23 protein-coding genes are annotated in these 26,000 nt (G+C 63.5%); 7 read left to right on the plus strand and 16 right to left on the minus strand.

All coding sequences use genetic code 11. The features are described 5' to 3' along the window. Positions 1-30: 30 nt before the first annotated feature. The 5 genes from tauC to B0G62_RS21420 form a co-directional block, all read right to left on the minus strand. Complete coding sequence (tauC, locus tag B0G62_RS21400; RefSeq protein WP_103706206.1) at positions 31-897, minus strand: taurine ABC transporter permease TauC; 867 nt, start codon at positions 895-897, stop codon at positions 31-33. 1 nt (position 898) lies between these two features. Next, on the minus strand, positions 899-1,681 hold the full coding sequence (locus B0G62_RS21405; RefSeq protein WP_103706207.1) for a taurine ABC transporter ATP-binding protein: 783 nt from the start codon (positions 1,679-1,681) through the stop codon (positions 899-901). A gap of 49 nt (positions 1,682-1,730) precedes the next feature. Beyond that, the gene (tauA, locus tag B0G62_RS21410) at positions 1,731-2,732 is read right to left on the minus strand and encodes a taurine ABC transporter substrate-binding protein (protein WP_103706208.1); all 1,002 of its coding nucleotides are present in this window, start codon (positions 2,730-2,732) and stop codon (positions 1,731-1,733) included. A 159-nt stretch (positions 2,733-2,891) separates the two neighbouring features. Continuing rightward, on the minus strand, positions 2,892-4,049 hold the full coding sequence (locus B0G62_RS21415; protein ID WP_103706209.1) for a porin: 1,158 nt from the start codon (positions 4,047-4,049) through the stop codon (positions 2,892-2,894). Between the two features lie 198 nt (positions 4,050-4,247). Beyond that, on the minus strand, positions 4,248-5,138 hold the full coding sequence (locus tag B0G62_RS21420) for a choline sulfate utilization transcriptional regulator (protein ID WP_103706271.1): 891 nt from the start codon (positions 5,136-5,138) through the stop codon (positions 4,248-4,250). A gap of 243 nt (positions 5,139-5,381) precedes the next feature. On the opposite strand from B0G62_RS21420, the gene betC reads away from it, so the two are divergent. Then, positions 5,382-6,920: a choline-sulfatase gene (gene betC / locus B0G62_RS21425; RefSeq protein ID WP_103706210.1), complete on the plus strand. Its 1,539-nt coding sequence runs from the start codon at positions 5,382-5,384 to the stop codon at positions 6,918-6,920. Between the two features lie 15 nt (positions 6,921-6,935). Here betC and B0G62_RS21430 read toward each other — a convergent pair whose 3' ends face one another. The 4 genes from B0G62_RS21430 to B0G62_RS21445 form a co-directional block, all read right to left on the minus strand. Beyond that, complete coding sequence (locus B0G62_RS21430) at positions 6,936-7,949, minus strand: sulfonate ABC transporter substrate-binding protein (RefSeq protein WP_103706211.1); 1,014 nt, start codon at positions 7,947-7,949, stop codon at positions 6,936-6,938. A 235-nt stretch (positions 7,950-8,184) separates the two neighbouring features. Beyond that, a complete protein-coding gene (locus tag B0G62_RS21435) occupies positions 8,185-8,571 on the minus strand; it encodes a VOC family protein (RefSeq protein WP_103706212.1) in 387 nt (128 codons plus the stop codon). Between the two features lie 285 nt (positions 8,572-8,856). Next, a complete protein-coding gene (locus B0G62_RS21440; protein ID WP_103706213.1) occupies positions 8,857-10,098 on the minus strand; it encodes a cystathionine gamma-synthase family protein in 1,242 nt (413 codons plus the stop codon). A gap of 287 nt (positions 10,099-10,385) precedes the next feature. After that, a complete protein-coding gene (locus tag B0G62_RS21445) occupies positions 10,386-11,786 on the minus strand; it encodes a DHA2 family efflux MFS transporter permease subunit (RefSeq protein WP_103706214.1) in 1,401 nt (466 codons plus the stop codon). A 152-nt stretch (positions 11,787-11,938) separates the two neighbouring features. Between B0G62_RS21445 and B0G62_RS21450 the strand changes: the two genes are divergently transcribed. Then, positions 11,939-13,156 (plus strand): SfnB family sulfur acquisition oxidoreductase, encoded by a 1,218-nt coding sequence (locus B0G62_RS21450; protein ID WP_103706215.1) that lies wholly within the window; start codon positions 11,939-11,941, stop codon positions 13,154-13,156. A gap of 83 nt (positions 13,157-13,239) precedes the next feature. Here the strand turns inward: B0G62_RS21450 and B0G62_RS21455 are convergent, their stop codons facing one another. Both B0G62_RS21455 and B0G62_RS21460 read right to left on the minus strand, forming a co-directional pair. Continuing rightward, positions 13,240-14,259 carry a sulfate ABC transporter substrate-binding protein gene (locus B0G62_RS21455; protein WP_103706216.1) on the minus strand — a complete coding sequence of 340 codons (1,020 nt, stop codon included), beginning with the start codon at positions 14,257-14,259 and terminating at the stop codon, positions 13,240-13,242. 260 nt (positions 14,260-14,519) lie between these two features. Next, positions 14,520-15,344 carry a phosphate/phosphite/phosphonate ABC transporter substrate-binding protein gene (locus B0G62_RS21460; RefSeq protein ID WP_103706217.1) on the minus strand — a complete coding sequence of 275 codons (825 nt, stop codon included), beginning with the start codon at positions 15,342-15,344 and terminating at the stop codon, positions 14,520-14,522. Between the two features lie 67 nt (positions 15,345-15,411). On the opposite strand from B0G62_RS21460, the gene B0G62_RS21465 reads away from it, so the two are divergent. Further along, entirely contained in the window at positions 15,412-16,419 is a 1,008-nt protein-coding gene (locus B0G62_RS21465) for a fatty acid desaturase (protein WP_103706218.1), read from the plus strand. 4 nt (positions 16,420-16,423) lie between these two features. Here the strand turns inward: B0G62_RS21465 and B0G62_RS21470 are convergent, their stop codons facing one another. The 3 genes from B0G62_RS21470 to B0G62_RS21480 form a co-directional block, all read right to left on the minus strand. Beyond that, a complete protein-coding gene (locus B0G62_RS21470; RefSeq protein ID WP_103706219.1) occupies positions 16,424-17,899 on the minus strand; it encodes an APC family permease in 1,476 nt (491 codons plus the stop codon). 68 nt (positions 17,900-17,967) lie between these two features. Further along, on the minus strand, positions 17,968-19,386 hold the full coding sequence (locus tag B0G62_RS21475; RefSeq protein ID WP_103706272.1) for an LLM class flavin-dependent oxidoreductase: 1,419 nt from the start codon (positions 19,384-19,386) through the stop codon (positions 17,968-17,970). A gap of 5 nt (positions 19,387-19,391) precedes the next feature. Continuing rightward, entirely contained in the window at positions 19,392-20,639 is a 1,248-nt protein-coding gene (locus B0G62_RS21480) for an acyl-CoA dehydrogenase family protein (RefSeq protein WP_103706220.1), read from the minus strand. Positions 20,640-20,968: 329 nt separating this feature from the next. Here B0G62_RS21480 and B0G62_RS21485 point away from each other — a divergent pair, with 329 nt between their 5' ends. The 4 genes from B0G62_RS21485 to B0G62_RS21500 all read left to right on the plus strand — a co-directional run bounded on the left by B0G62_RS21485 (position 20,969) and on the right by B0G62_RS21500 (position 24,063). Beyond that, positions 20,969-22,003, plus strand: coding sequence for an aliphatic sulfonate ABC transporter substrate-binding protein (locus B0G62_RS21485; protein ID WP_103706221.1), 1,035 nt, complete (start codon positions 20,969-20,971; stop codon positions 22,001-22,003). Between the two features lie 13 nt (positions 22,004-22,016). Further along, a complete protein-coding gene (locus B0G62_RS21490) occupies positions 22,017-22,886 on the plus strand; it encodes an ABC transporter permease (protein ID WP_103706222.1) in 870 nt (289 codons plus the stop codon). Beyond that, positions 22,883-23,638: an ABC transporter ATP-binding protein gene (locus tag B0G62_RS21495; protein WP_103706223.1), complete on the plus strand. Its 756-nt coding sequence runs from the start codon at positions 22,883-22,885 to the stop codon at positions 23,636-23,638. Before B0G62_RS21490 ends, B0G62_RS21495 begins: the two co-directional genes overlap by 4 nt. A 197-nt stretch (positions 23,639-23,835) precedes the next feature. Then, positions 23,836-24,063, plus strand: coding sequence for a hypothetical protein (locus B0G62_RS21500; protein ID WP_103706224.1), 228 nt, complete (start codon positions 23,836-23,838; stop codon positions 24,061-24,063). 118 nt (positions 24,064-24,181) lie between these two features. On the opposite strand, the gene B0G62_RS21505 is transcribed toward B0G62_RS21500, so the two are convergent. Together B0G62_RS21505 and B0G62_RS21510 are read right to left on the minus strand one after the other, a co-directional pair. Then, positions 24,182-24,859 carry a Rossmann-fold NAD(P)-binding domain-containing protein gene (locus tag B0G62_RS21505; RefSeq protein WP_103706225.1) on the minus strand — a complete coding sequence of 226 codons (678 nt, stop codon included), beginning with the start codon at positions 24,857-24,859 and terminating at the stop codon, positions 24,182-24,184. A gap of 113 nt (positions 24,860-24,972) precedes the next feature. Further along, positions 24,973-25,818, minus strand: coding sequence for an SDR family NAD(P)-dependent oxidoreductase (locus tag B0G62_RS21510; protein ID WP_103706226.1), 846 nt, complete (start codon positions 25,816-25,818; stop codon positions 24,973-24,975). Positions 25,819-26,000 lie beyond the last annotated feature (182 nt).

The following is a 26,000-nucleotide window of genomic DNA, read 5'->3' on the forward strand; positions in this document are numbered from 1 at the left end:
AAATAACGCAAGGGAAAGGCGAAAAGGCGTTCAGCCTTCGGCGTGCCAGGGCGTGAGCTTGCGTTGCAGCGCGCGCAGGCCGAGTTCGAGCACGAGCGCGATAGCGCCAATCAGCAGGATGCCGGCGATCACGACATCGGTGACGAGAAAGCGCGACGCCGAATAGACCATGAAACCGAGGCCTCGCGTGGCGGCGATCAGTTCGGCGGCGACGAGCGTGGACCAGCCCGCGCCCAGCGCGATACGCACGCCGGTGAGGATTTCCGGCAGGGCGCTTGGCAGTACCACGTGTACGAGCAATTGCAGGCGCGTGGCGCCGAGCGACTGCGCCGCCAGTATGCGGCTCTTCGCCACGCGATTCGCGCCCGCCGCAGTGGCGATGGCCAGCGGCGCAAAGATCGTGAAGTAGATCAGCAGCACCTTCGACAACTCGCCGATGCCGAACCAGATCACCATCAGCGGCAGATACGCGAGCGGCGGCACGGGGCGATAAAACTCGATGATGGGGTCGAGCACGCCGCGCGCGATGCGGCTCGTGGCGATGGCGATGCCCGCCGGAATCGCGGTGACGAGCGCAAGCGCGAACGCCAGTGCGATGCGCGAAAGGCTGGCGGCCAGGTGCTGCGTGAGCGTGGCATCGTCGAAGCCGTCGGTATAGAGCCGCCCGAGCTTGCGCAGCACGGCCTCGGGCGTGGGCAGCAGCACGGGCGGCAGCCATTGCAGATGACTCGCGAGCCACCAGAGCGCCAGCAGCGAACCGAGCGTCGCCGCCGTCGCGGCGTGGCCCGCGTGAAAGCGCGGCGCATCGCGGCGTACTTGCTTAGGTGTACTGGGTTCGTGAGTGGCAGAGGTCGCGGGAGCGCCAAGCGTCGCCGTGGGGGAATCGTTGAGCGCCATGTCAGGCTCCTTCCGTTTCGCGCATCAACTGGTCGAGCAACTCCAGATGGATGGCGGTGAATGCCGGGTCGCTGCGGATCGAGCGCAGCGATTCGCCCTGCGCATAACGGCGCGCAAAATCGAGCCGATGACGCGCGACCACGCGGCCAGGACGCGGCGAGAGAATCAGCAACTCGGTCGATAGCAGCACGGCTTCCTCGATGCTGTGCGTGATGAGAAAAATGCCCTTGCTGGTCTGCTTCCAGACATCGAGCAGCAGGCTCTGCATGCGCTCGCGCGTGAGCGCATCGAGTGCGCCCAGCGGCTCGTCCATGAGCAGAAAGGCAGGGTCGGCGGCGAGTGCGCGTGCAAGGCCCACACGCTGACGCATGCCGCCCGAAATCTCGCCGATGCGGTGACGCTCGAAGCCGCCGAGCTTCACGAGATCGAGCACTTGCGCCGCGCGCTGCTCGCGCTGGGCGCGGCTCGCACCCTGCATGCGCAGGCCAAATGAGACGTTGTCGATCACGTTGAGCCACGGCATCAGCGCGTCGTCCTGGAAGACCACGCCGCGGCTCGCATGAGGCCCGTCGACGTTCGCGCCGTCCAGCGTGACCGTGCCCGAAGTGGGCTGCTGGAACCCGGCGAGCAGCGAGAGCAACGTGCTCTTGCCGCAACCCGATGCGCCCAGCGCCACGACGATCTCGCCGCTCTTCACCGACACCGACACGTCCTGCAACGCGGTGAGCGCACCGCGCGCGCTTTCGTAAATGACGCTGACGCGGTCTGCTTTCAGCTCCGCCATGTTCGACTCCCTGGGCGCGCGCGGCGCGCCCGTTATGCACTCAATCAGGTTACTTTGCCGCCGCGACGTAACGCGGCGTGATCGAGGCGCTGTAATCGGGCAGCGCCTGATCGATCTTCTTCTGCTCTTCGAGGAAGCGCGCGGTCGCGGCCACGGCCTTCGCGGTGCCGCCGCCGAGCAGCGCCGGCGAGCGCTGCTCCGCTGCATCGGGATATTGATTGCCCGCGAGCAGTTGCGGCACGTCGGCAGGGCTTGCGCCGGAAAGCTTCGCGATCGCCGCCACCTGCGCCGAAGCGGGCGTCCAGCCCTTGCCATTGGCGCGATAGTCGGAAATCGCATTGAGCGTCACACCCACGAACTTCTGCACGAACTCAGGATGCGCCTGCGCGAAGTCCTTGCGCACGGCCCAGAGATCGAACGTGGGCGAGCCCCACTTGCCGACCTGCGCCGAATCCACCAGCACGTGGCCGCTTTCGCGCGCCTTGCCGAGCGCCGGGTCCCACGTATAGGCGGCGTCGATTTCGCCGCGCGACCAGGCCGCGACGGTTTCGGTCGGCCCCAGATTGACGATATGGACCTGATCCGGCTTGATGCCCCAATGCTTGAGGGCGGCCAGCAGGCTGTAATGCGCGGTGGACACGAACGGCGTGGCAATCGTCTTGCCGATCAGATCCTGCGGCTTGTCGATATGCGCGCCATTGCGCACGACCAGCGCTTCCGAGCCGCCCGTGAGCGCGTTGAGCACGACGGCCTCGACCGGCACGCCGCGGCTCACGGCGGCGGCGAACGGGCTCGAACCCACGTCGCCGATCTGGATGTCACCCGAAGCGAGCGCGGCGACAATATCCGCGCCGGTGTCGAAGCGCCGCCAGTTGATGGTCCAGCCCGTGGCTTTTTCGTAAGCGGCGCTGGCCTGCGCGAGCTTGGCCGGATCGGCGCCGTATTGATAGGCGATGTTGACGGTTTCCGCGCGCGCCGTCGTGCCGTGCGCGACGAGCAGCGCGAGTGCCGCGGGGGCGGCGATAGCCTGAATGAGTTGTTTGAGTTTCATGTTAGATAGCGTCCCGTATGTTGTAGGTAACTGGTGTTCACGCGTTGTTCGATAAGAGATGTGGACAGCTTAGCGTCGGCGCTGCGTGGCACGAACGAAGCAAACGTGCATTGCATATGCGCTGTCGCGTTAGAACGGATTGGAGCGGAATAGAGCGGCTCAGAACGAATGGCGCATGCCGATGCGCACATCCGCCTGAGTGGACGTGCTCGACGGCGCGAAGCTATAGCCGATCACAGCGTCCACGCCCTGCGAAGCCTTGAGCCAGTCGCCCGACACATAGACGTCAGTGCGTTTGGACAGCAGGTAATGGAGGCCGGCCGAAAGCTGGTTCCAGTGATGGCCTTCGAAATGCGTGTACTGGTAGCCGCCGATGGCGCTGAATGCGGGCGTGATCTGCCAGTCCGCGCCGCCTTCCGCGACCTGCATGTGCGAGCTGTTGCCGAAGGCCTTGATGGTCGTATACGTATAGTTGCCCATCAGCGTGACGGTACCGATTGCGTAGCTCGTGCCCACGCCGAAGGTGCCCTGGCGATCCACCGGGAAGCTGGTGCTGGAATAGAGATCGGTGACGGCGCCCGTGGCGGCATTGACGCTCACGGTCGGGCGGCCCAGGAACGTGCGTGTGCCGATCATCGCGTAAGGGTCGAATGCGTAGATGCCGCTGGGATTGTTCAACTGCGTATAGGCCGCGCCGAGCGTGAAGCTGCCGCGCGCGAAATGCGCGCCCACGCTATAGGCGCTGTTCTCGTGGAAATTGCCGGCCACATTGCCGAACGACCACATGCCGCCGAACGTGAAGCCGCCGAATTCCCTCGAAAGAAACTTGACCGAGTTCGGCAGGCGGTCGCCGTTGAAGCGGTCGAAGTCGCCCTGATGAATCGCATAGCCGCTGCCCCATGCGCTGATGTTGTAGGCGTAGACCATTTCCTCAGTCATGTCGAGCTGGTCGCCGAACGACAGCGTGCCCCATTGATTCGACAGACCGACATAGGCCTGGCGGCCGAATTCGGCGCCACCGAACCCACTCTGGCCGTTGCCGAGATGAAAGCCATTTTCCAGCACGAATACCGCTGAAAGTCCGCCGCCCAGGTCTTCGGTGCCCTTGATGCCCCAGCGGTTGCCGTAGGAAACGCCGTCGCTGAATTCGACCAGATGCGAGCCGCCGCTATTGCTGACATAAGTGACGCCGGCGTCGAGAATGCCGTAAAGCGTCACGCTGCTTTGCGCGTGAGCGAGCGGCGCGGCGGCGAACGCGACCAGGGCGGCGATGGCGCGCAGTGCGGGCGAGAGGAGGATCGTTTTTCTTGTTTGCATGGTGTGGGCGTGTGGTAGGCAAGAGTGCCATCGCGTCAGGTCGAATCGCTTTATCAGTCGATGGAATAAGCGTATTCCCGCAAGTGATTTGCAATCCGAACTATTGCGCGTGACCGGACAGACATTCGAGTCGCCACTATCGCCCACGGGTATCGCGCCCGTGAAGACACCGCTGCGTTATTCGGTCATAACGCGCGCTTATGCAAGCGCTTCGGTTTCGCAGACGCTGAAGAGCCAGCGGCGAAAGCGCTGCACCGCAGGCGCTTCGGGGCGCGCGGGCGGACGCACGAGAAAGTAGCCGCGCTCGGTCGTGACGGGCGCATCCAGCAAACGCACGAGCAGCCCCTTGTCGAGCAGATCGTCGACGAGCGGCGTCCAGCCCAGCGCCACGCCATGCCCAAGCAGCGCCGCCTGAATCACCAGCGAATAGCTGTTGAAGGTGGCGCTGCACGCGGCTTCGGGCGGCGGCAGGGCGTGTGCCGCAAACCAAGCATCCCACGAGAGCCAGCGCGACGGCTGCAGCGCATGGACATGAAGCAGCGGCAGATCGGCCATGTCGCGCGCCCCTTCGACATGGCGATGCGCGGCGGCAAACGCGGGCGAGCAGACCGGCGTGACCTGCTCCGCGAACAGGCGCGTGGAGGTGCAGGGTTTCCAGTTGCCGTCGCCGAATGCGATGGCCACGTCCGCGCGGTCGCTTCGCGGATCGAAGACGGCCTGTGAGGTGACGATATGGACGTCGAGCGTGGGCATCGCATGTTTGAGCGATGCGAGGCGCGGCATCAGCCAGTAGGCGGCGAAGCCCGGATCGGTGAGGATCGTGAGCACGTTATCCGTGCGGCTTGCGCGGATACCGGCGGCCGTGGCGCGGATCGTCTCCAGGCTCGTGCGGACCGTATCGAACAGCCGTTCGCCTTCGGCTGTGAGCGTCACGCCGCGATGGCCGCGCGCGAACAGCGGCGCGCCCAGATCCGCTTCTAGCTGCACGATGCGCTGGCTCACGGCGGGCTGCGTGGTGCCCAGCTCGCGCGCGGCGGCGGTGAAGCTTTTCAGCCGCGCGGCCGATTCGAAGGCGAGCAGCGCCTGCATCGGCGGCAGCCGGTCTTGAGCCGTTTCACGCGCGGCGCGCAAGGGTTGGGCGAGATTCGCGGTCATGTCGATGGCGGTATTCATGGGGCAGGCTTTCGAGGCATGACGGATCGCGCGTGCATTTGCCGCGTTTGCTTATGTGCTCATAAGCGTGCAAGGGGTTCACGCCGTCGTGCCCGCTGACCTAAGGTGTCACAGGAAGCATCCTGCAATCGTAATCGTTCATTCTATCGACGCCTGCTCATGGCTCATAACGCGAAACCGAATATCCTTATCCTCATGGGCGATCAGGTCACGCCAGCCGCGCTGCGCGCCTATGGCAACCCGGTGTCGAAGACGCCGCGCATCGACAAGCTCGCGCGCGAAGGCGTCGTGTTCGACTCCGCCTATTGCGCCAGCCCGCTGTGCGCGCCCTCTCGCTATGCGCTGATGGCGGGTAGCCTGCCTTCGCGCATCGGCGCCTATGACAACGCCGCCGAGCTGCCCGCGCAGACGCTCACGTTCGCGCACTATCTGCGCGAAGCCGGCTACCGCACCGCGCTTTCCGGCAAGATGCACTTCTGCGGCCCGGATCAGTTGCACGGTTTCGAAACCCGCCTCACCACCGATATCTATCCCGCCGATTTCGGCTGGGTGCCGGACTGGTCCGATCCGCAACGTCGCCAGAGCTGGTATCACAACATGAGTTCCGTGCTCGACGCGGGACCCTGCGTGCGCACGAACCAGCTCGATTTCGACGATGAAGTGGGCTATACGGTGCGTCAGCATCTGTTCGATGTCGCGCGCGATCAGGCCAGCGGCAAGGACGCGCGGCCCTTCCTGACGGTCGCGTCGTTTACGCATCCGCACGATCCTTATGCGATTGCCCGCGAATACTGGGATCTTTACGAAGGCGAGGAAATCGATTTGCCGAAGGTGACGCTCGGCTTCGAGGAGAGCGACCCGCATTCGCGCCGCCTACGCGAAGCCTGCGAGATCGACCGCGAGCCGATCCGGCCCGAGCATGTGCGCCGCGCGCGGCGTGCCTATTACGGCGCGCTTTCGTATCTCGACGCCCAATTCGGCGCGATCCTCGATACGCTGGATGCCACGGGCCTGGCCGACAACACCATCGTGATCTTCACCGCGGATCACGGCGATATGCTCGGCGAGCGCGGCCTCTGGTACAAGATGACGTTTTTTGAAGGCGCCGCGCGCGTGCCGCTGATCGTGCATGCGCCGGGCCGTTTCGCGCCGGCGCGTGTTCGGGCATCGGTCTCGCATGTCGATCTCTTGCCGACACTCGTGGAAATGGCGACGGGCGAGCGACGCGCCAATTGGCCCGATGCGATCGACGGGCGCAGCCTCGTGCCGCATCTGCAGGCGCAATCGGCCCACGACGAAGCGATTGGCGAATATCTGGGCGAGGGCGCGCTCGCGCCGATCGTGATGATTCGCCGCGAGCGTTACAAGTACGTCTATTCGCCGGTGGACCCTGAGCAGCTATTCGATCTGCAAGACGATCCGCTGGAATTGCGCAATCTCGCGAGACATCCTTTGCACGAGCCGCGCTGTGCGCAGTTCCGTGCGGAAGTCGCGCGCAGATGGAATCTCGACGCGTTGCACGAGGCCGTGCTGGCCAGTCAGCGCCGCCGCAGCTTTCATTTTCGCGCCACGCGCCAGGGCCGCATCGAACACTGGGACTGGCAGCCACGCGCCGCCGCAAGCGAGCGCTATATCCGCAGTCACCTGGAGCTCGACTCGCTCGAGGAAAACGCGCGCTTTCCGCGCGTCAAGCCTTGAGCGAAGGTGGCAAGATCAGGCTGCGTCCCAACGCGCGTCGGCGACGACCAGCTTCTTCGGAATCAGCTTGAGATCGGTGAAGGTGTCGGCGATCTGCTGCTGATACGCGAAGGTGGCCGCGTCTAGCGGGCGCACGCCGAACGTCGTGCGTTTGAGCGCGACTTCGAGCGTGCCGGCATCGAGCCCCACCAGCGGTGAGAGTTGCGAAGCCACGCTCGCGATATTGGCGCGCGCATAGTTGTCCACGGCGGCGATTTCGTCGAGCAGCGCATGCACGATCGGGGCGTGCGCGGCGGCGAACTTGCGGCCCGCGAGATAGTACTGCGTGTTGTTCACGAGGCCTTCGCCGGTCGCGATGGCGCGCGCGTTCGCCTGACGCTCGATCGCGGCGAAGTAGGGGTCCCAGATCGCCCATGCGTCCACACTGCGGCTCGTGAAGGCCGCACGCGCATCGGCGGGCGCGAGATAGACGGGCTGGATATCGTCATAGCGCAGATTCGCTTTCTTGAGCGCTTCGACCAGCAGGTAATGCACGTTCGAGCCGCGATTGAGCGCGACGCGCTTGCCGCGCAGATCGGCCACCGTGCGGATCGGCGAGTCCTGTTGCACGACGATGGCCTCGGCGCGCGGCGCAGGCGGCTCGCTGCCGATATAGACGAAATCCACGCCGCCTGCCTGCGCGAAGATCGGCGGCGTTTCGCCCACGGTGCCCACATCGACGGCGCCTGCGTTGAGGCCCTCCAGCAATTGCGGGCCGCCCGGGAATTCAAGCCATTGCACGGTGAAGCCGGCGGACGCGAGGCGCTTCTCCAGCGTTTTCTGAGCCTTCAGGACAACGAAGTTCCCATACTTCTGGTAGCCGACGCGCAGCACCTTGGCGTCGTCCGCGCGCGCCGCGCTGCTGCCGAGCGCAGCAGCGAGCGCACCCGCCGTTGCGGTGACGCCGCGTAAGGCACCCGCCGCGCCGGCTTTAAGGAGCAGACGGCGCGTGTCATTCGCGCCGTGGCGATCGTGCAAAGGTTTCGACATCGTAGTGTGGCCTTGAAAGGGATAGCGCAAGCGTGCATGCACGGCGAACGCGCATGATGCTCGGCGAGGCGCGCGCCGGTCAACGAATCCCTTCGAAGATTTTCTGCTACGTATTTCGCGTGGGGGAAATAAGAGGAACAGGTCGCCTGTTCAGGCATTCGTCATATAAAACGAGCAATCGCCGACGAGCCGCGAAGCGCTGGTGCGCCAAGGGGCCGTCGCGACGCACCGCAATTCAATCGTCGAACGTACCTTGATATTCCTGCGCAGCATCCTTGCGTGTATTCATCTCGAACATCACGCCGCCCGGTGCGCGGCAGAAAAAGCGCGAACCCCGCCCGTTATTGAATATCGCCGTCTCCATCTGCACGCCTTCGGCCTTGAATCGCGCGTAAAGCGCCTGCACGGCTTCGAGGTCCGGCAGTTCGAAGCCGAGGTGGAAATTCTTCGGCCACGCGGGCGCGTCGGCGCCAGCATGATCGATCACGACGTCATAGCCGGGACGCTTGAGGATATACGAGCGATCCCAACTGCCCGCGATCGTGAAGCCCAGATATCGCTCGAAAAAAGCCGCCGTGGCTTCGGTATTGGCCGAGGGAAAGCTCAGGTGATTGAGCTTCATGGCCTGAATGACGTGTTGAGTTGCATCGCTCATTTTCTGTCTCGCTTGCAGTGGCAGCGGCCCGATGCCGTGCCTTCCAGTGAGAACAGAATAAGAGAATCGAGCGCGTGCGGATACTCGCATTGCGGGCCGCTCAGGAACGAGCGCGAGGCCCGGCCCGGCGGGCGTTTGCGCGCGATGAGGGAGCGGGCGGGAGACGGGTGCTCGCGTTTGATACGACGCGATTTGCTGCGGATGGCGTATCCAGCCCGGCATAGCCGGGCCGTAATCCAGATACCTGGTGCGTTATGCCGCCAGTTTGAGCGCCTGCGTGAAGTCCGCAATCAGATCGTCGATATCTTCGATGCCTGCGGAAAGGCGCAGCATGCCGTCGGAAATGCCCATCGCCTTGCGCGTTTCGGCGCCTGCTTCGTAGAAGATTGTCGGCGCAACAGGAATGATGAGCGTGCGCGTGTCGCCAAGGCCCGTCGCCTTGATCGGCAATTGCAGTGCGTTGACGACGTCGATCATGCGCTCCGTGTTGAGCAGTTCGAACGACAGCAGCCAGGACGCGCCCTTGAAGAGCTTTTGTGCGACTTCGTATTGCGGATGGCTCTTCAAGCCAGGATAAAACACCTTGCCGATTGCCTCATGCCCTTCGAGAAACTGCGCAAGGGCCAGCGCATTGTCGCTGCTCTGCTTGACGCGCAGCGCGAGCGTTTCCGCGCCGAGAGCAATCGAATGCGCCTGCTCGGACGACAGCGCCGCGCCCATGTCGCGCAGCCCCTTCTTGCGGATTTGCAGCAGACCCTGCTCTTTCGCGGCCGAACGGCGGTAGTCGTCGGCGATGTTCGGGTACGCGCTCCAGTCGAACAGGCCGGTGTCGGTGACAGCGCCGCCGAGCGCCGCGCCGTGGCCCGCGACCGTCTTGGTCAGCGAGTTGATGACGAGGCTCGCGCCCACCGCCTTCGGCTTGAACAGCGCGGCGGAGGTGATGGTGTTATCGACGACATAGGCGAGGCCGTGTTCGCGGCATACGTCGCCAATGCCTTGCAGATCAGGAATCTGCGTGCCTGGATTAGCAATGGTCTCGACGAACACCATGCGCGTATTCGGGCGAATGGCGTTCTTCACCTCCTCGACATTGCCGGCGTCGACCGTCGTGACTTCGACGCCGAGCGTGCGCAGCGTGCCGAACAGGCTGTTGGTGTTGCCGAACACGTAACGGCTCGACACGAGATGATCGCCCGCGCGCAGAAGCGTGAGAAAGGTCGCCGTGATCGCAGCCATGCCCGTGCTGAAGCAGATCGAGCCGACGCCTTCTTCCAGGCTCGTGATCTTGCGCTCGAGCGCGGCCGTCGTGGGTGTGCCCTGGCGCGCGTAGTTGAAGCCGCCTTTTTTCGTGCCCTGGAACACGCCGATCAGGTCCTCGACGCGTTCGAAACCATATTGCACCGAGGTATGAATCGGCTGGCGCACGCCGCCGTGCTCGCTGCCCGAAATCCTGTCGCCGTGAACGATGCTGGTGGTGAAACCTTGCTTGCTCATTCCTTCTCCGCTCTTCTAGTCCGCATTTCAAATCCGGATTTTAAATCGATTCCCGGTTGCCGATTATCGCCTGTAAGCCGTGGTCCGCGAAGTCTTTACAGGCGCATTGCGCGCGATTTTTCCTTCAAATTGCAACTAACCGCCAGTCGCCACCAACCCACTCAAACCACGCAATCCTTGCCAGGATCGTGTGGCAAGGCCTGGTTTTACAAGCTATGCACTAGAGTGACCTGGCCACCGGCTTCAACATATTGCGCGTCCAGGCGGCGCCGATACACCCGCCAGGATTAACGCTGCGGCGTGCGCTCGATCCGCATTGGCAGCCACAGCGTAGCAGCGAGGCATAAGGCGTGCAGCAGCGCGAGCACGACAAATGCAGCCTCAAAGTGATGCACCTGTACGCCCGACGCATGGCCTGGCGTCATGACGAGCGACATCGATATCAGCGTCGTCGCGAAAGGACCGCCGATGCGTTGCGCGATATTGAGCGCGGTATTGGCGACAGGCATACGCGTTTTCGGCAGCGATGCGTAGGCCGCCGCTATCGACGGCACGCTGATGGTGCCTTGTCCCAGGCCGGCAAGAAAGAGGCTTGCCACGGCCCACGCGGACGAATAGCCGTTGAACGCCATCCACACGAACGCAAGCGTGCCGAGCAGCGCCAGCAGTGCGCCGCCTGCCGCAACTGCACGGCAGCCGAATCGGTCGGTCAAAATGCCAAGGATTGCGAACGAAATCATCATGCCGATCCCGATGATCGCAACGAGGCCGCCCGCGTGTGACGCGGAAAGCTCGCATCCTGCGATCAGAAAGAGCGGCACGGCAAGCTGGCGGCCGAACATGATGCCATTGGCGAAAAACTGCACGAGGGCGGCGACGCGGAAAGTGCGTCCCTGAAAGATCCGAACGTCGATCAGCGCGGCTTCGCCCTTGCTCCTTGCGTAGAGCACGAAAGCAACAAGTAGCGCGAAGCCTGCGCATAGGCACAGGAGACTGCCTTGCAAGCCATAGATCAACGCGACAAGACCCGGCGAAACCAGCGCGAAACCGGCGAAATCGAACGGGCGCGGCTGCGCTGCCACCGTATCGCGCGGTAACATCCGCGCCGCGAGCGCCACACCCAGCACACCGATGGGCACGTTGACGAAAAAGAGCCACGACCACGATGCGTGCGCGAGTATCGCCCCGGCCAGCACTGGCCCGGCAATGGGGCCGAGCAGGATGGGCAGCGTCGTATAGCCCATCACGCGCTGCATGTTCTGTCCGCCAACGCGCCCGATCATCATCTGCGCCATGGGCGCCAGCACGCCCGCGACGAGCCCTTGCAAGAGGCGCGCGCCGATCAGCGCGGCAACGCCGTGGGCCGCGCCGCAGAGCATCGAGGCAAACGTGAACGCGGCGAAGCAGAACAGATAGAGACGCTTTGCGCCCACGTGGTCCACGAGCCAGCCGTTGAGCGGCAGCATCAACGCCATCGCGAGCAGATAGCCGCTCACGATCCATTGCGTCGCCGCGAGGGGCGCGCCGAGTGTATGGCCGATGCTCGACAGCGAAACATTCACGAGCGTCGAATCCATCTGAGCCATGAATGAGCCGATCGAAACAACAAGGGCGACTTGCCAGACACGCGGATCGATGCGCGAATGCGTCAGTGCGGCTTCGGGCTTGTGCGTAGGCGTGCCGGTCATTTCCCGCTTGTGCTCTCGTGGGCTTCTGTAGAAACACGAATATTACCGCCGCAACGTGCCACGCCATGGAATATCGATCTGCCAATCGCTCGTTTGGCGGGCGTCGCGTTCGTTGCTAGATTGTCCGCACCTACACTAGTGCGGAGAAAATCATGGCAGAGACCGGAGAGCAGGGCCAGCGCGCGAACGTGCGCGTGATCGCCGACGATGACGAAGCGATCGCCGTCGCGCGCGAACTCGCCGCGCGTCTTGCCGAGGGCGCCGCCGAGCGCGATCGTGAACGGCGGCTGCCGCGCGAGGAGATCGAATGGTTCTCGCAATCGGGCCTGTGGGGCATCACGGTACCGAAGGCCTACGGCGGCGCGGGCGTGTCGTTCGTCACGCTCACCGAAGTCGTCAAGCTGATTTCTGCCGCCGATTCGTCGATTGGGCAATTGCCGCAGAATCATTTTGGTCTGGTCGACGTGATTACGCTTACGGGCACCGAGGAACAGAAGCGCTATTTCTTCGCAGAAGTGCTGGCGGGCAAGCGCTTTGGCAATGGGTTCTCCGAAAAGGGCACAAAAAACGTGCTCGATCTGAAAACGCGCGTGCGCCGCGATGGCGACGACTATGTCGTGGACGGCACCAAGTTCTATTCGACGGGTGCACTGTTCGCGCATTTCGTTCCGGTGCTCGGACTCGATGACGAGCGGCGCGGCTGGCTCGCCTATATTCCGCAGGGCACGGCTGGGCTGACGATTACCGATGACTGGTCGGGCTTCGGCCAGCGCACCACGGCGAGCGGCACGGTCACGCTGGAGAATGTGCGCGTGAGCGCATCGCATGTGCTGCCCGCGTATCGCGTCTCCGATCAGCCGACGCTCAACGGCCCGGTTTCGCAGATCATTCAGGCGGCCATCGACGCGGGGATCGCGAAGGCGGCTATTGACGATACGCTCGCTTTCGTGCGCGAGCGCGCGCGGCCTTGGGTCGATAGCGGCGTCGAGCGCGCGAGCGAAGATCCGTTGACGGTGCGCGAGATTGGCCGCCTCTATATCCAGTTGCACGCGGCTGAGGCCTTGCTTGAACGCTCGGCGAAGGTGCTTGACGAAATCGCCGCACAGGACGCGGTGAGCGAAGACGATGTCGCGCGCGCGTCGGTGGCCGTGGGCGAGGCCAAGGTGCTGACCACCGAAGCGGCGCTGCTGGCAGGGGAAAAACTCTTCGAGCTGGCGGGTACGCAATCGACGCTTGCCGCGCACAATCTCGACCGCCACTGGCGTAACGCGCGCACGCATACGCTGCATGATCCGGTGCGCTGGAAGTATCACCTCGTCGGCAATTACTATCTGAATGGCGCCAAGCCTGCGCGCCACGCGTGGAACTGAGCCGGTTTTAAAGAGCGGTTAAACGCAAAAGCGGGACGGGTGTTTAAAACACCCGTCCCGCTTTTTAAATGCTTCACGCAGCGTTACTTGCGATCCGCGTAAATCTGGTCGAATGTGCCGCCGTCGGCGAAATGCGCAGCCTGCGCCTTTTGCCAGCTACCGAACACCTGTTCCACCGTGAAGGTCTTGAGCGGCTTGAACTCGTCGGCGTGTTTCGCGAGCACGGCCTTGTCGCGCGGACGCAGATGATGCTGCGCGATGATTTCCTGCGCCGCCGGCGTGTACAGATATGTGAGGTAGGCCTGCGCTTCCTTGCGCGTGCCGCGCTTGTCGACGACCTTGTCTACGACAGCGACGGGCGGCTCGGCCAGCAGGCTCACGGACGGATAGACTGCTTCGAAGTCCTTGGCATTCGCGCCTGTTTCAATCAGGCCCACCTCGTTTTCGAAAGTAACGAGCACGTCGCCGATGTCGCGCTGCGTGAACGTGGTGGTGGCACCGCGTCCGCCTGCATCCAGGACCGGTACGTTCTTGAGCAGCGCGCGCTCGAAATCGAGCGCCTGTGCGTCGCTCGCGCCCTGCAGCTTGCGATAGCCCCAGGCGGCCAGATACGCATAACGGCCATTGCCCGAGGTCTTCGGATTGGCGATCACGACTTGCACACCGGCCCTGGTCAGATCGTCCCAGTCCTTGATGTGCTTCGGATTGCCCTTGCGCACGAGAAACACCATGGTGGTGGTGTAGGGCGCGCTCGCGTCGGGCAGGCGCGAGCGCCAGTCGGCGGGCACGAGCTGGCCGCGTTCGGCGAGCAGGTCGATATCGTTGGGCTGGTTCATGGTGACGACGTCGGCCTGCAGACCTTGCAGGACCGAGAGCGCCTGCGCGCTCGACGCGCCATGCGACTGGCGGATCGTTACGGTTTCGCCGCTCTTTTGCTTGTAGTCGGCGATGAAGCTCGCGTCGATGTCCTTATAGAGTTCGCGCGTGACGTCGTACGAAACGTTGAGCAGCGAGACATCAGCGTGCGCAAGCGGCGCGGCAAATGCAGCGCCGGCAACGATGCCCGCGCCAATAACGCGCACGGCGCGCCCAATTCCTGTCATGGTGATCCCCGGGTTGTCTGTTAGATGGGTCTGTTAGATGAGCCGGCAGCAAGGCCGCGCAGGCGATCCATTCTATAGGCCGAGGGCGCGGGCTTTATATCAATCCCTGCATTGCTTTCCCGAATGGAAGATAAGAGCGCGGCAAGCCTCGTGCGGTGGGCACTCGCGTGTGCCCGTTATATCGATCTGCCGATTCGTTATTGGAGCCTCGCGCGCCGCCTTTTTATACTGCGCCGAGGACGCTTCACGGGCCGCGTCATTTACGCGAGTTCAGGGTAGCCGAGCGCGCGGGCCTCGTCGGCGTATTGTTCGATGCGCGCGTAGTCTGCCGCCGCGAGGCGCACGAAGCCGCGCAGGCGCAGCGTCCGGGCGCGTTGCGCATCGGCGGCGCAGGCAGCGTCGAGCGCATCGCGCAGCAACGCAGCGTGTTGCTCCGGCACCGTGCGCGAGGCGATGAAAGGCAGTCCCGGCGCAGCGGCGCTCACGCCGATCGTGCGAATGTCGTCCAGCAACTCCGGCAGCGCATCGCGCACGTAGGCCAGCGTCACGCAATCGATGGCCGCTACCTCCGCTTCGCCCGCGCCTAGCGCGCGCAACGCGTTGAGATGCGAGCCGACCCACTCAATCGACGAGAAGAAGCGCCCGTCATGCGCATGGGGCGCGACGGCGTGGCGCAGGGCGTTCATGCCGCTGTGCGAATCGGGGCCGTTACAGGCGGCGCGCAGGCCCCGGCAGGCCGCGAGCGATACCGCGCCGGCATCCCACGCGCGTGCCGAGACGACGAGCACGCTGCGATAGAAAGCGCCTTCGCAGCCTTCGACGTCGAAGGCGGGCGTGGCGAGCAGATGGACGGCATTCGCGACGCCCAACATGCGATAGGGAAAGCCACATGTCTGCGAGAGCAGCAGATCGGGGCGACGCCAGAGCGTGAGCAGGTCGTGGGGGAACGCAGCAGGGAGGTCCACCTCGCGCGGGCCGCCTGCCTGCGCAAAGGCATCGAGCGTATCGCGCAGCAGCGCGCGCCACAGCGCGTCGTGCTGCGGGGTGACGTTATACATCGGCAGGGCGGCGATCCAGTGGCTCATCGTGACAGTTTAGATAAATGTGGGCAATTGCGGGCCAAGGTAAGCGAACGGACCCGTGCAGGGAATCATGGCTGAATATTTCGATACCGATCACGCGCGCGATGTTGCCGCGCTGCAAGCGGGCCTGGCCGCCCGCACCGAATGGCCTACGTGGCTGTTAATCGCCGCTGTGTATGGCGGCTGGGTGTGCACTGTATGGCTGTTGCACCGCCATTTGCTTTCGCTGGCGGGCGCGACGCCGCTCTTCGTGCTGCTCTGCACATGGCATATGTCGATGCAACACGAGTTGCTGCACGGTCATCCCACACGCCTGGCATGGCTAAACAGATTATTGGGCTATCCGCCGCTCGCGATCTGGTTTCCCTACACGCTCTATCGCGACACGCATCTCGAACATCATCGCGATGAGGCGCTCACGCTCCCCGGACTCGACCCCGAAAGCAACTACGTGCCCGCCGAACGCTGGCAGCAATGGCCGGCGTGGCGTCGCGCCTTGTGGCAGGCGCGCAAACGCTTCGTGGGACGAATGCTGGTGGGGCCGCCGATGAGCGCGGCGGCCGTGACCGCGACCGCGTGGCGCGCGCTGCGCGAGGGCGACCGCCGTTATGCGCCGATGTGGATCGCACACGGGATCAGCGTCGCCGCGCTGCTGTTCGTCCTCGACGTATGGGCTGGCGTGCCGTGGTGGTACTACCTGCTGGCCATTACCTGGCCCGCGCTGTCGATCGCGACGATCCGCTCGCTCTACGAACATCGCGCCGCGCCGGAGCCGAAGGCGCGCATCGTCATCAACGAAGCCGGCTTTGTGATGCGCCTGCTGTTCCTCAACAACAATTACCATCTTGTGCATCACGATCTGCCCGCGTTGCCCTGGTACTGCCTGCCGCGCGCCTGGCGTCTACGACGCGAGGCCTATGCGCACAAGTGCGGCCATTTCGTGATTCGCGGCGGCTATGGCGAACTGCTGCGCCGGTTTGCATGGCGCGCGACCGACGCGGTCGTGCACCCGTTCGATGCTGCGAACGAAGTGCACGGCGCTCAAGCCGTTCAAGACGAAAATCGTATCGCGGCTTGACGCATTACGTTGCCGAAGCGGGCAGCGCCACCGGCTGTGCTTCGAGGTCTTGCGGCGCGCCTTCTTCGGCGAGTTCGGCCTCGATATCGTGCAGACGATGCGGCGCCAGGATGCGCAGCGCGACGAACCATGCGAAGCCGGCGGCCAGCAGCGCCGCGAATACGTAGGGCAGCACGGCATAGGCACCCGGCGCAGCGGGATAAATGCTGCCGACGAACGGAATGGCGATGAGCACGACCGCAATCACGCTGATCGCGATATGCAGGGGCTTGAGTTCACCGCGGCGGCGCAGGAAAACCGGCGCGGCAATCGCGACGATCACATAGGTCAGCAGAAAGCCGAACGTGGCGATCGTGCTCAGATAACCGTAAGCATCGAACAGCGACGTGCCGCGCAACTGAAACACCACGCCAACCACAAGCGAAAGCAGTGCGATCAGCGTCACGGCCACATGAGGCGTGGCGTTGCCCGCGTGCGCGCGGCCCGTTGCCGAGTGCAGCAGCCCTTGACGCGCGAAGGTGTAAAGCAGCCGCGCGGCGGCGTTGATCGAAGAGAAGAACGCCGCGAAGAAGCTCAGCGCCACGCCCGCGTCGATCAGTACGCCGAGCGCGCCCAGATGGATGCCGTGCGCCACGGCCGAGAGCGGCGCGTTAGCCTGGTCGAGCGGCGTGGCCGCGCCTTGAAACAATGCGACGAGCCCATACGAAGCGGCGAGAAAGAGCGCTGCCGGCCCAAGAATACTGACGATCACGGCGCGCGGAATCAGGCGGAACGGTTCGCGCGCCTCGACGCCCAATGCGGTGACGCTCTCGAAGCCCGTGAAGCTGAAGAAGGCGAGCACCATGCCCAGGCGCAACTGGTCGGGCTTGACGGCGGCGAGCGAAAGCTGCTGCGGATCGACCCAACGATGATGCAGGAACAGCGCCGCGCCGATCACGAACAGGATCAGCACGACGGTGCTCAACTCGATCCAGAGCGTCGTGCGCGTGGACAGACGGATATCGCGCCAGGTGATGAACCACGCGCCGATCGTGACGGCCACGGTGATGGCAATCGACGCGACGAGACCCGTGCCCGCTGCGCCGACGCCGACGTCCTTGAACAGTACGACGACTTCGTTGACGGTGCCCTGCAGGATACCTGCCGCGCCGATGCCATAGGCAATCAGCAGCGACCAGCCCGCAATCACGCCCCAGATCGGGCCGAGTCCGCGTGCTGCATAGGTGTAGAGCGCGCCGGGCGAAGCGGTGCGTTTGGCGAATTGCGTGATGCTCCATGAGGCAAACAGCAGGCCGATGGTGGCAAGCAGATAGGCGAGCCAGGTGCCGTTTCCGGCGGTGGCAAATACGGCGGGAATCAACAGGCCGGCGCCGCCGGCCGCGCCGACAAGGCCAATCGATTGTGCAATCAATTCGGATAGCGAAAGATAACCGCGACGCAGCGCGCCGCCGTCTCCCGCCTGGGCGGCGAGTTCGGTCATGATGTAGGGTCCAGAAAAATTGTGAGCAGAAGTATCCCGCGCCGGCTGAGCGGCGCGGGTGGGTACGGTCAGGCTGTTTCGGCAGCTTCGGCCGTGTGCGGGGCCGCTGCGGCTTCGCGTTTCACGCGTTCGATATCGCGGTATTGCGCGGCCGGGTGATCGTCGGGCAGCGTCGCACCCTTGCCAAAGAGTTTTTCGCGCAAGGTGCCGGGCGCGTATTCACGCGCATAGACGCCACGACGCTGCAATTCGGGCACGAGATGCTGGACGATGTCCTCGAAGGTCTCGTGTGCGATCGCGTAGGCCAGATTGAAGCCATCGACGTCGGTGTGCTCGACCCATTGTTGCAGGATGTCCGCGACGGTCGAAGGCGAGCCCACGAAAACAGGCCCGAGACCGCCTACGCCGCCCCAGCGGGCCAGTTCCTCGATGGTCCACGCCTTGTCGCCGCCCGCGAGATGTTCGACGGCGGAGACGATCGCATTGGTCTCCACGCGGCGCACCGTATCGGTCGGCAGATACTGGCCGAAGTCGATGCCGGTCCAGCCGGACATGAAGACGAGCGAGCCGTCGTAGGAGACGTAACGCTGGTATTCCTCGAACTTCGCCTGAGCTTTTTCGTCGGTTTCGTCGACGATCACCGTGACGAGGTTGTAGATCAGCAGCTTGCGCGGATCGCGGCCCGCGAGCGCGGCCTGGCGGCGCACTTCGGCCACATAGTCGCGTAGCAGCGTCTGCGTGGGCGCGGCGACGAACACACATTCCGCGTGCTGTGCCGCGAAGGTTTTGCCGGGACCGGACGCGCCGGCCTGGAACAGTACCGGGGTGCGCTGCGGCGAAGGCTCGCACAGGTGATAACCTGGTACTTCGAAGTATTTGCCCTTGTGGCCGATCTCATGCACCTTTTCCGGGTGCGTGAACACGCCCTTCTCGCGGTCGCGCACGACCGCGCCGTCCTCCCAGCTGCCTTCGAAGAGCTTGTAGAGCACTTCCACGTATTCGGCGGCCACTTCGTAGCGGTTGTTGTGATCGGCAAGACCACTCTGGCCGACGTTTTTCGCGCCGCTTTCGAGGTAGGACGTCACCACGTTCCAGGCCAGCCGCCCCTTGGTGTGGTGATCCGCCGTGGAAAGGCGGCGCGCGAAGGTGTACGGGTGCTCGAAGCTGGTCGACGCCGTGATGCCGATGCCCAGATGCTCGGTCGCCAGTGCGAGCGGCGCGGCCAGTTGCAGCGGATCGTTCACGGGAATCTGCGCGGCCTGATGCAGCGCATGATAGTTGCCGCCCTTATAGACGTCGTAATAGCCAATCACATCGGCGATAAAAATCGCGTCGAACAGGCCGCGTTCGAGAATCTTCGCGAGATCGGTCCAGTATTCGAGGTCCTTGTACTGCCACGAGCGGTCGCGCGGATGACGCCAGAGGCCCGGCGACTGATGGCCCACGCAGTTCATTTCAAACGCGTTGAAACGGATGGTCTTGCTCATGGTGCTCACTTGCTCCCACGGCCGGGGCCGTTGCCGATCTGCCATTCGAAGGGCGGCTCGGTGCCGTTGATGGCCCAATCGCCGACGATGCGTGCCTTGTAGACGAGCGGATTGTGCGACGACACCGTGCGCGCGTTGCGCCAGTGACGGTCGAGCCCGAGGCGCTTGCTGATCGCCGATGCGCCGAGCGCGTCGAACAGATGCGTCGCCGCGCGCAAGGCGAGTTCCGAAGTCACGAGCTGGCTTTGCGCCGATGCGATTTCCGCTTCGACGTTGGCCGCGTGTTCGGCTGCATCGTCGTGGCCGAAGCGGGCCACATAGGCGCGCTGTGCGGGTTCGGCGGATTGCAGGGCGACGGCTTGCGCGGCGTAGGCCCACGAGGCGATCTCGCCCACCACCTGCTGGATCTGCGCGTCCTCGCTCACATGCGGCGCGTTGCCGTGACTATAGACGCGCGTGCGGTTGCGCACCAGCGTGGCGGCGTCGCGCTTCACGGCTTCGGCAATGCCGGCAAGCGTGGCGACGTGAAAGAGCTGATAGAACGCGGTCTGATATTTGAAGCGGCGCGAAAAATCGATGATGTTGCGCGGCTCGACCACGGCGTCCTTGAAATGTGTCGTGCCGCTGCCCGTGGTGGTCTGGCCGAAGCCGTCCCAGTCGTCCTCGCGCACGACGCCGTTTTGCTGCGTGCTCACGGCGGCGATGATGTTGCTGCCGTCTTCCTCGCGCTGCGCATAGACGTCGATCCATTCGGCGTAGATGCTGCCGGTACTGTAGTACTTCGAACCATTCAGGAAGTAGCGGCCATCGCGCTGCGCGACCTTTGTCTTCGTCTGGCCAACAGCGACGTCGCCCACTTCGGTCCAGGCGCTGCCGACGATCTGGCCGCTTGCGAAGCGGTCGAACCACGCGCGCTGATCGGCGTCGGACGGCACGTTGAGCCAGTCTTCCACGAAGGCGAAATGCGCGCGCAACGCTTGCGGCAGATTCGAATCGGCCGCGGCCAGTTCGATCAGCAGGCGGAATAGTTGCGGGATCGATGCGCCCGCGCCGCCGTATTGCACGGGAATGCGTACCGCGCCGAAGCCCGCGGCCTTGAGCGCGGCGATGGCTTCGTGCGGCAGGATGCGTTCGCGGTCGCGCTGCGCGGCGCCGCTTGCGATTTCGGCGAAGATCGGCCGGAACCGGGTCGCGAGGGTGTCGTAATCGGTGCCCGTGGAAAGTGCGTTGTCGTCGGGTCTGGATGCAGTCATGCTGTCTTCCTCTTTACTGTCTTCGTCGGTGGAGGCGCGTGGGTGGCCGCACGGGCGAGGCCACACCAACTCACGAAGAGCCTCCGATGGCGTGAGCGACGAGTATAGAAAGGCGCGCAGCGGCGTTCCAATAACGGATTCTCGAAACGTTATCGGCGCTATCGATTTGCATTCTTAAAGTGCTTTTAAAGCCCTGGGGCCGCGCGAATATCGATTTCCCTGCTTTCCATGTGAGCGAATCTTGGTTCTGTTCCAGCGCGGATTTTTCTAAGCTCGGAGATTGTGCGGTTATGCCGCCCAATACGCTACGCATAACAACGGGAAAACAGATGAGCAATCAAACGACAAAACTGACGCTATGGCGTCGAATCGCTGCGCCGTTGCGCAGCTGGCGCAAACTCGCGGCGCTCGCGCTGGTGACGGTGCCCGCTGTTTCCGCGTGGGCGGCAGGCGCCGCGCCTGCTGAAATCAAGCTCGACTACGCCTACTATTCGCCGGAAAGTCTGGTGATCAAGCGCAACGGCTGGCTCGAGCAGGCATTCGCGCCGGATCATACGCAAGTGCGCTGGGTGCTCAGTCTCGGCAGCAATCGCGCGCTGGAATACCTGAATAGCGGAGCGATCGACATGGGTTCGACAGCGGGACTTGCGGCGGTGCTGGCCAAGGCCAACGGCAATCCCATCAAGACGGTCTATATTTTCTCGCGCCCCGAATGGACGGCGCTGGTCGTGCGCAAGGATTCGCCGATCAAGACGCTGGCCGATCTCAAGGGCAAGAAGATCGCGGCGACCAAGGGCACCGATCCCTATCTCTTCACGCTGCGCGCGCTGCATACGGTGGGTCTATCGCGCGACGACGTGGAAATCGTCAACCTTCAGCATCCCGACGGCCGTACGGCGCTCGTCAATGGACAGGTCGATGCGTGGGCGGGACTCGATCCGCACATGGCCGCTGCGCAGGTCGACAATGGCGCGCGTTTGCTGTATCGCAACGTCGATTTCAATACCTGGGGATTCCTGAACGTTCGCGAAGACTTCCTCAAGCAATATCCCGATGCCGTCACCCGCGTGCTGAAGGTGTACGAACGCGCGCGTGTCTGGATTGGCGCACATCCGGATGAGGCCGCACAGATCGTCGCGGAAGATTCGAAGGTTTCGCTTGCGGTTGCGAAGCTGCAGCTGAGCCGCAACGACTTCAGCCAGCCCGAACCGGGGGAGACGCAGATCAAGGCGCTTCAGGCTGCTGCGCCGATCCTCACGCAGGAACAGCTCGTGAAGCCGGGCACCGATTTGAACCGCGTAATCGAGTCGCTGATCGACACGCAGGCGGCGCAGCCGGCGCTGGCTTCCGCGCAGCGTCAGTAAGGGAGTTCAGGCGATGGGAGCACTCGATGTAGAAGCCGGCGCGCGCGCGGTGGAGGGCGCTGTTGCGAAGAGTTCGCCGCAATCGACGCAACCATCGCCGCCATCTTTGTCATTGCCGCGCGGCTGGCGCATAGCCGGAGCGCTGCTGCCCGTAGCCTTCCTGCTTGCCATCGAAGCGCTCGTGCGTGCGCACGTGTTGCCCGACAACCTCGTGCCCGCGCCATCGGCGATCTTCGAAGCGCTTTGGCAATTGGGCAGCGCCCATCTGCTGCGCCATATCGCGGCTAGCACCGCGCGGGTGGCGGTGGGGTTCGGCTGCGGCGCGGCGCTGGCGATTGCGATCGGCGCGGCGATGGGTCTGAGCCGTCGTCTCGATGCGCTGCTCGATCCCAGTTTTCAGGCGTTGCGCGCGATTCCCTCGCTCGCCTGGGTGCCCGTATTGCTGTTGTGGATGGGGATCGACGAAGCGCCGAAGATCACACTCGTGGCGATCGGTGCGTTTTTCCCCGTGCATTTGAGCGTGGTGTCCGGTATTCGCAACGTGGACCGCAAGCTCGTGGAGCTGGGCGCGATTTATCGCCTGCCGCCGTGGCGGCTTTTTCTGCGCATTCTCCTGCCCGCCGCCTTGCCGCAGATTTTCACGGGCTTGCGTACGGGGCTTGCGGTGTCGTGGATGTTTGTCGTCGCCGCCGAACTGATCGCCGCGACGCGCGGACTAGGCTATTTGCTCAGCGATGGGCGAGAGACGGGGCGGCCCGACGTCGTATTCGGCGCCATTATTTTGCTGGGCCTGTTCGGCAAACTCACGGATAGCGCGATGCGCGCGCTCGAATCACGCGTGCTGGCCTGGCGCGATACGGCCCAGGAAGGAGAGCGCACATGACGCAGGCGGCCTTGCTCGAACTCGATATTCGCGCGAAACAGTATGGCGATCGCACGATTCTCGACAATTTGCGCCTTGCGCTCGCGCCCGGTGAAATCACGGCGTTGCTCGGGCCAAGCGGCTGCGGCAAGAGCACGTTGCTGCGCATCGCGGCTGGACTGGACCGGGATTTTAGCGGCACCGTTTCGCTCGATGGCGTCACGCAGCAGGGGCCGTCGCCGTTGGCCGGCGTGATTTTTCAGGAGCCGCGACTGCTGCCGTGGCTGCGCGTGGCGGACAACATTACGTTTCCCCAACGTGCGAGCGGCGCGGCGCTCTCACGCGCTCAGGCTTTGCTCGATGAGGTTGGCCTGCGTGCCGACGATGGCGCGCACTGGCCCAAGCATTTATCGGGTGGCATGGCGCAACGTGTGGCGATTGCGCGCGGGCTGTTCGCGCAGCCGCGCCTGCTGCTGCTCGACGAGCCGTTCAGCGCCGTGGATGCGATGACGCGCATGCGCCTGCAGCAATTGCTGCTCACGATCGTCGAGGCGCATCGCATGGCGGCGCTCGTCGTCACTCACGATATCGAGGAAGCGCTTTATCTGGCCGACCGCATTGTGTTGCTGGAGCCGGCGAATGGCGCGGCGCGGCGGCCTGCCAGCCATGTGCTTGAAGTGAGTGCGGCTCATCCGCGCCGGCGCGATGAGCTTGCTGCGCATCCCTTGCGCGCGCTTTTGCTTGATCGACTTGAGGCCTCCATGGCGGGTTAGCCGCTGAAAGCAGTTCAAAAAGCGGCTCGAATTGGCGCTTATCGAAGATCGCGCCTGCGTGATCGGCGCAAGCTCCGCAAGGGCGTTATCTACGCAGGCGTCGTTGTCGCGACGAAATATGAAACAAATCGCATATTCGATTGACCAGATGCCAGGTAAAACGATATCGTCATATTTTTGACACTTTTTGCAATAATTTGGCTTCCGCAGAATATGAAACCACGCATCCCTTGCGTGTGGAACTGGATGGCGTAGGTTACGCCGGCTCCTATCGAGTGATGACCGGCAGTGTCATCGTCTACTTCGAGAACGAGATCAAGTTCGCCCCCTACGGCCAGAATCGCCCCGAGTTGATCGCGCGCTGGCTACTCACTGATCTATGCCGCAAGGCGGAATCGCGCAAGCGTAAGGCGGCACAAAAATAATATCGTTGACGGTGAAGTGGCTGTTGATCGCCCTTCCCGACTGCTGCGGTTACGCATTCGCCCGCACTGGGGCATGGGGAAAAAGCGCGCGGAAAATCGCCGTCCGCGCGCTGCACAATCATATGCCCGCGCCGGCAAGTCTATAAATATCCGCAGGCTTCAGAACGGCGCGAGGCACACCGAGACGCACGGCATTGAGCATGGCATCGCCCACAATGCGCGTCGTGAGCACGCTTTCGGGCGAGAGTCGGCGTACTACGGAAAGCAGCGGCCTGAGCGCAACATACATCCATCGATACGCTGCGGTGCGCGACTGTATGCCGTCTTCGGGAATGATCGCCGAAGGCCGGAAAATAGCCACGCATCGAAAGGGCAGGCGCTGCAAGGCATTTTCGGTCCGGCCGCGAACGCGGGCCCACATGCTTTTGCCTTGTTCGCTGCTGTCCGCGCCGGCGCCGGAGACATACACCATCGTCATCGCGGGATTGGCGCGTGCCAGTTCGTGGGCTACGTGCAGTGTGAGGTCGTAGGTGATCGCCCGATAAGCCGCTTCCGTCATACCGAATGACGACACCCCGACGCAGAAGAAACACGCATCGGCCTTGGAAAACACGACGTCCGTAGCCTGAAAGCCCGCCAGATCCGGCACGATGACGACGTTGAGTCGCGGATCATCGTAGCCCTGCGGCGCACGGCGGCCGACCACGATGATTTCCGTGACATCGCGAGCGGCAAGGCAGGCACGCAACGCGCCCTGGCCAACCATGCCGGTCGCGCCGATCAGTACGACGCGCATGATGTTTCTCCATTGGCATCCCTAATCAAAAAGACTCTTGACATAATCGCTTTACCCTTCGTCGTGCGTCGATGTCGACGCTATGGGAATGAAGCGGCAGACGGCCGCCACGCTCATTCAGGAATGAATCCCCGTTTGCCCTCGAACACCACCGAGCTGGGGAGTTCCTTTTGCGCCTTGAGCGCTTCGAGACTCTGCGTATAGCTGCCTTCCAGCACCGTGTAGGCGTCGCTGCCCAGAACCGTGCGCAGCGGCGGCTCCGGCAATTGACTGACCGTATAGATGGCGTTGGCCATTTTCACGGGATCGCCAGAAATAATCTCTTCGCCGAAATTCCTGACCTGCTCGCGCACTGCATCGACGACGCTATCCTTATAGTCGTCCAGTTGCTCGGCCCAGCGGATGTTGGCGACGAAGTCCGTCGCGATCGAACCCGGTTCGATGATAAGCGTCTTGATGCCAAAGCCTGCCACTTCTCGGCTGACCGATTCAGCGAATCCTTCGAGCCCGAATTTCGCGGCGTGATACATCGAACCTCCCGGAAAGGCCGCCCGCCCGCCGACGCTGCTCAGATGGATGAACATGCCGTACTTTCTCGCGCGCATTGCGCCGAGAAATGCGCGCGTGACGTGAATCGGCGCGAGCAGATTCAGCGCGAGCTGTTGCTCGATATCGGCCTCGCTCATTTCCTCCATTGCGCCGATCACAGCGCCGCCCGCGTTGTTGACGACGACATCGGCGTCGGTGTGGCGTGCCGCGGCGGCTCGTATCTGGTCGGGACAGGTCACGTCGACCGGTTCCACTTCGAGCCGATCGGGCCACGCCTGCTTGAGCGATTGCAGCGCGTCGACGCGGCGCACGGCCGCGACTACACGGTGCCCTTCGGCCAGCAGCTTCCCGGTCAGGGCACGCCCGAGACCGCCGGATGCGCCCGTGACGAACCACTTTTGACTCGACATGATGACTTCTTCTATATGAGTGAGTACGCGCTCAACTATAGTCGAAGTTTGTGGCGAGGGCAACGGCCAGTTTCGGGCAACAGGCAGCGATTGCTGCGCTAAATGCGACGGGCATATCATCCCGTCGCGATACGAAGATTTCGAAGTCCTTGCGCTTGTATTAATGCTCGTTAACGTAATGG

The organism is Paraburkholderia eburnea (assembly GCF_002917095.1).
In the GTDB taxonomy this organism is placed as follows: Bacteria; Pseudomonadota; Gammaproteobacteria; order Burkholderiales; family Burkholderiaceae; genus Paraburkholderia; species Paraburkholderia eburnea.

What these genes read in the sequence shown, in the direction of transcription:
- tauC (WP_103706206.1), bottom strand. Translation starts at nt 897, where the DNA reads ATGGCGCTCAACGATTCCCCCACGGCGACGCTTGGCGCTCCCGCGACC.
- B0G62_RS21405 (WP_103706207.1), bottom strand. Translation starts at nt 1,681, where the DNA reads ATGGCGGAGCTGAAAGCAGACCGCGTCAGCGTCATTTACGAAAGCGCG.
- tauA (WP_103706208.1), bottom strand. Translation starts at nt 2,732, where the DNA reads ATGAAACTCAAACAACTCATTCAGGCTATCGCCGCCCCCGCGGCACTC.
- B0G62_RS21415 (WP_103706209.1), bottom strand. Translation starts at nt 4,049, where the DNA reads ATGCAAACAAGAAAAACGATCCTCCTCTCGCCCGCACTGCGCGCCATC.
- B0G62_RS21420 (WP_103706271.1), bottom strand. Translation starts at nt 5,138, where the DNA reads ATGCAGGCGCTGCTCGCCTTCGAATCGGCCGCGCGGCTGAAAAGCTTC.
- betC (WP_103706210.1), top strand. Translation starts at nt 5,382, where the DNA reads ATGGCTCATAACGCGAAACCGAATATCCTTATCCTCATGGGCGATCAG.
- B0G62_RS21430 (WP_103706211.1), bottom strand. Translation starts at nt 7,949, where the DNA reads ATGTCGAAACCTTTGCACGATCGCCACGGCGCGAATGACACGCGCCGT.
- B0G62_RS21435 (WP_103706212.1), bottom strand. Translation starts at nt 8,571, where the DNA reads ATGAAGCTCAATCACCTGAGCTTTCCCTCGGCCAATACCGAAGCCACG.
- B0G62_RS21440 (WP_103706213.1), bottom strand. Translation starts at nt 10,098, where the DNA reads ATGAGCAAGCAAGGTTTCACCACCAGCATCGTTCACGGCGACAGGATT.
- B0G62_RS21445 (WP_103706214.1), bottom strand. Translation starts at nt 11,786, where the DNA reads ATGACCGGCACGCCTACGCACAAGCCCGAAGCCGCACTGACGCATTCG.
- B0G62_RS21450 (WP_103706215.1), top strand. Translation starts at nt 11,939, where the DNA reads ATGGCAGAGACCGGAGAGCAGGGCCAGCGCGCGAACGTGCGCGTGATC.
- B0G62_RS21455 (WP_103706216.1), bottom strand. Translation starts at nt 14,259, where the DNA reads ATGACAGGAATTGGGCGCGCCGTGCGCGTTATTGGCGCGGGCATCGTT.
- B0G62_RS21460 (WP_103706217.1), bottom strand. Translation starts at nt 15,344, where the DNA reads ATGAGCCACTGGATCGCCGCCCTGCCGATGTATAACGTCACCCCGCAG.
- B0G62_RS21465 (WP_103706218.1), top strand. Translation starts at nt 15,412, where the DNA reads ATGGCTGAATATTTCGATACCGATCACGCGCGCGATGTTGCCGCGCTG.
- B0G62_RS21470 (WP_103706219.1), bottom strand. Translation starts at nt 17,899, where the DNA reads ATGACCGAACTCGCCGCCCAGGCGGGAGACGGCGGCGCGCTGCGTCGC.
- B0G62_RS21475 (WP_103706272.1), bottom strand. Translation starts at nt 19,386, where the DNA reads ATGAGCAAGACCATCCGTTTCAACGCGTTTGAAATGAACTGCGTGGGC.
- B0G62_RS21480 (WP_103706220.1), bottom strand. Translation starts at nt 20,639, where the DNA reads ATGACTGCATCCAGACCCGACGACAACGCACTTTCCACGGGCACCGAT.
- B0G62_RS21485 (WP_103706221.1), top strand. Translation starts at nt 20,969, where the DNA reads ATGAGCAATCAAACGACAAAACTGACGCTATGGCGTCGAATCGCTGCG.
- B0G62_RS21490 (WP_103706222.1), top strand. Translation starts at nt 22,017, where the DNA reads ATGGGAGCACTCGATGTAGAAGCCGGCGCGCGCGCGGTGGAGGGCGCT.
- B0G62_RS21495 (WP_103706223.1), top strand. Translation starts at nt 22,883, where the DNA reads ATGACGCAGGCGGCCTTGCTCGAACTCGATATTCGCGCGAAACAGTAT.
- B0G62_RS21505 (WP_103706225.1), bottom strand. Translation starts at nt 24,859, where the DNA reads ATGCGCGTCGTACTGATCGGCGCGACCGGCATGGTTGGCCAGGGCGCG.
- B0G62_RS21510 (WP_103706226.1), bottom strand. Translation starts at nt 25,818, where the DNA reads ATGTCGAGTCAAAAGTGGTTCGTCACGGGCGCATCCGGCGGTCTCGGG.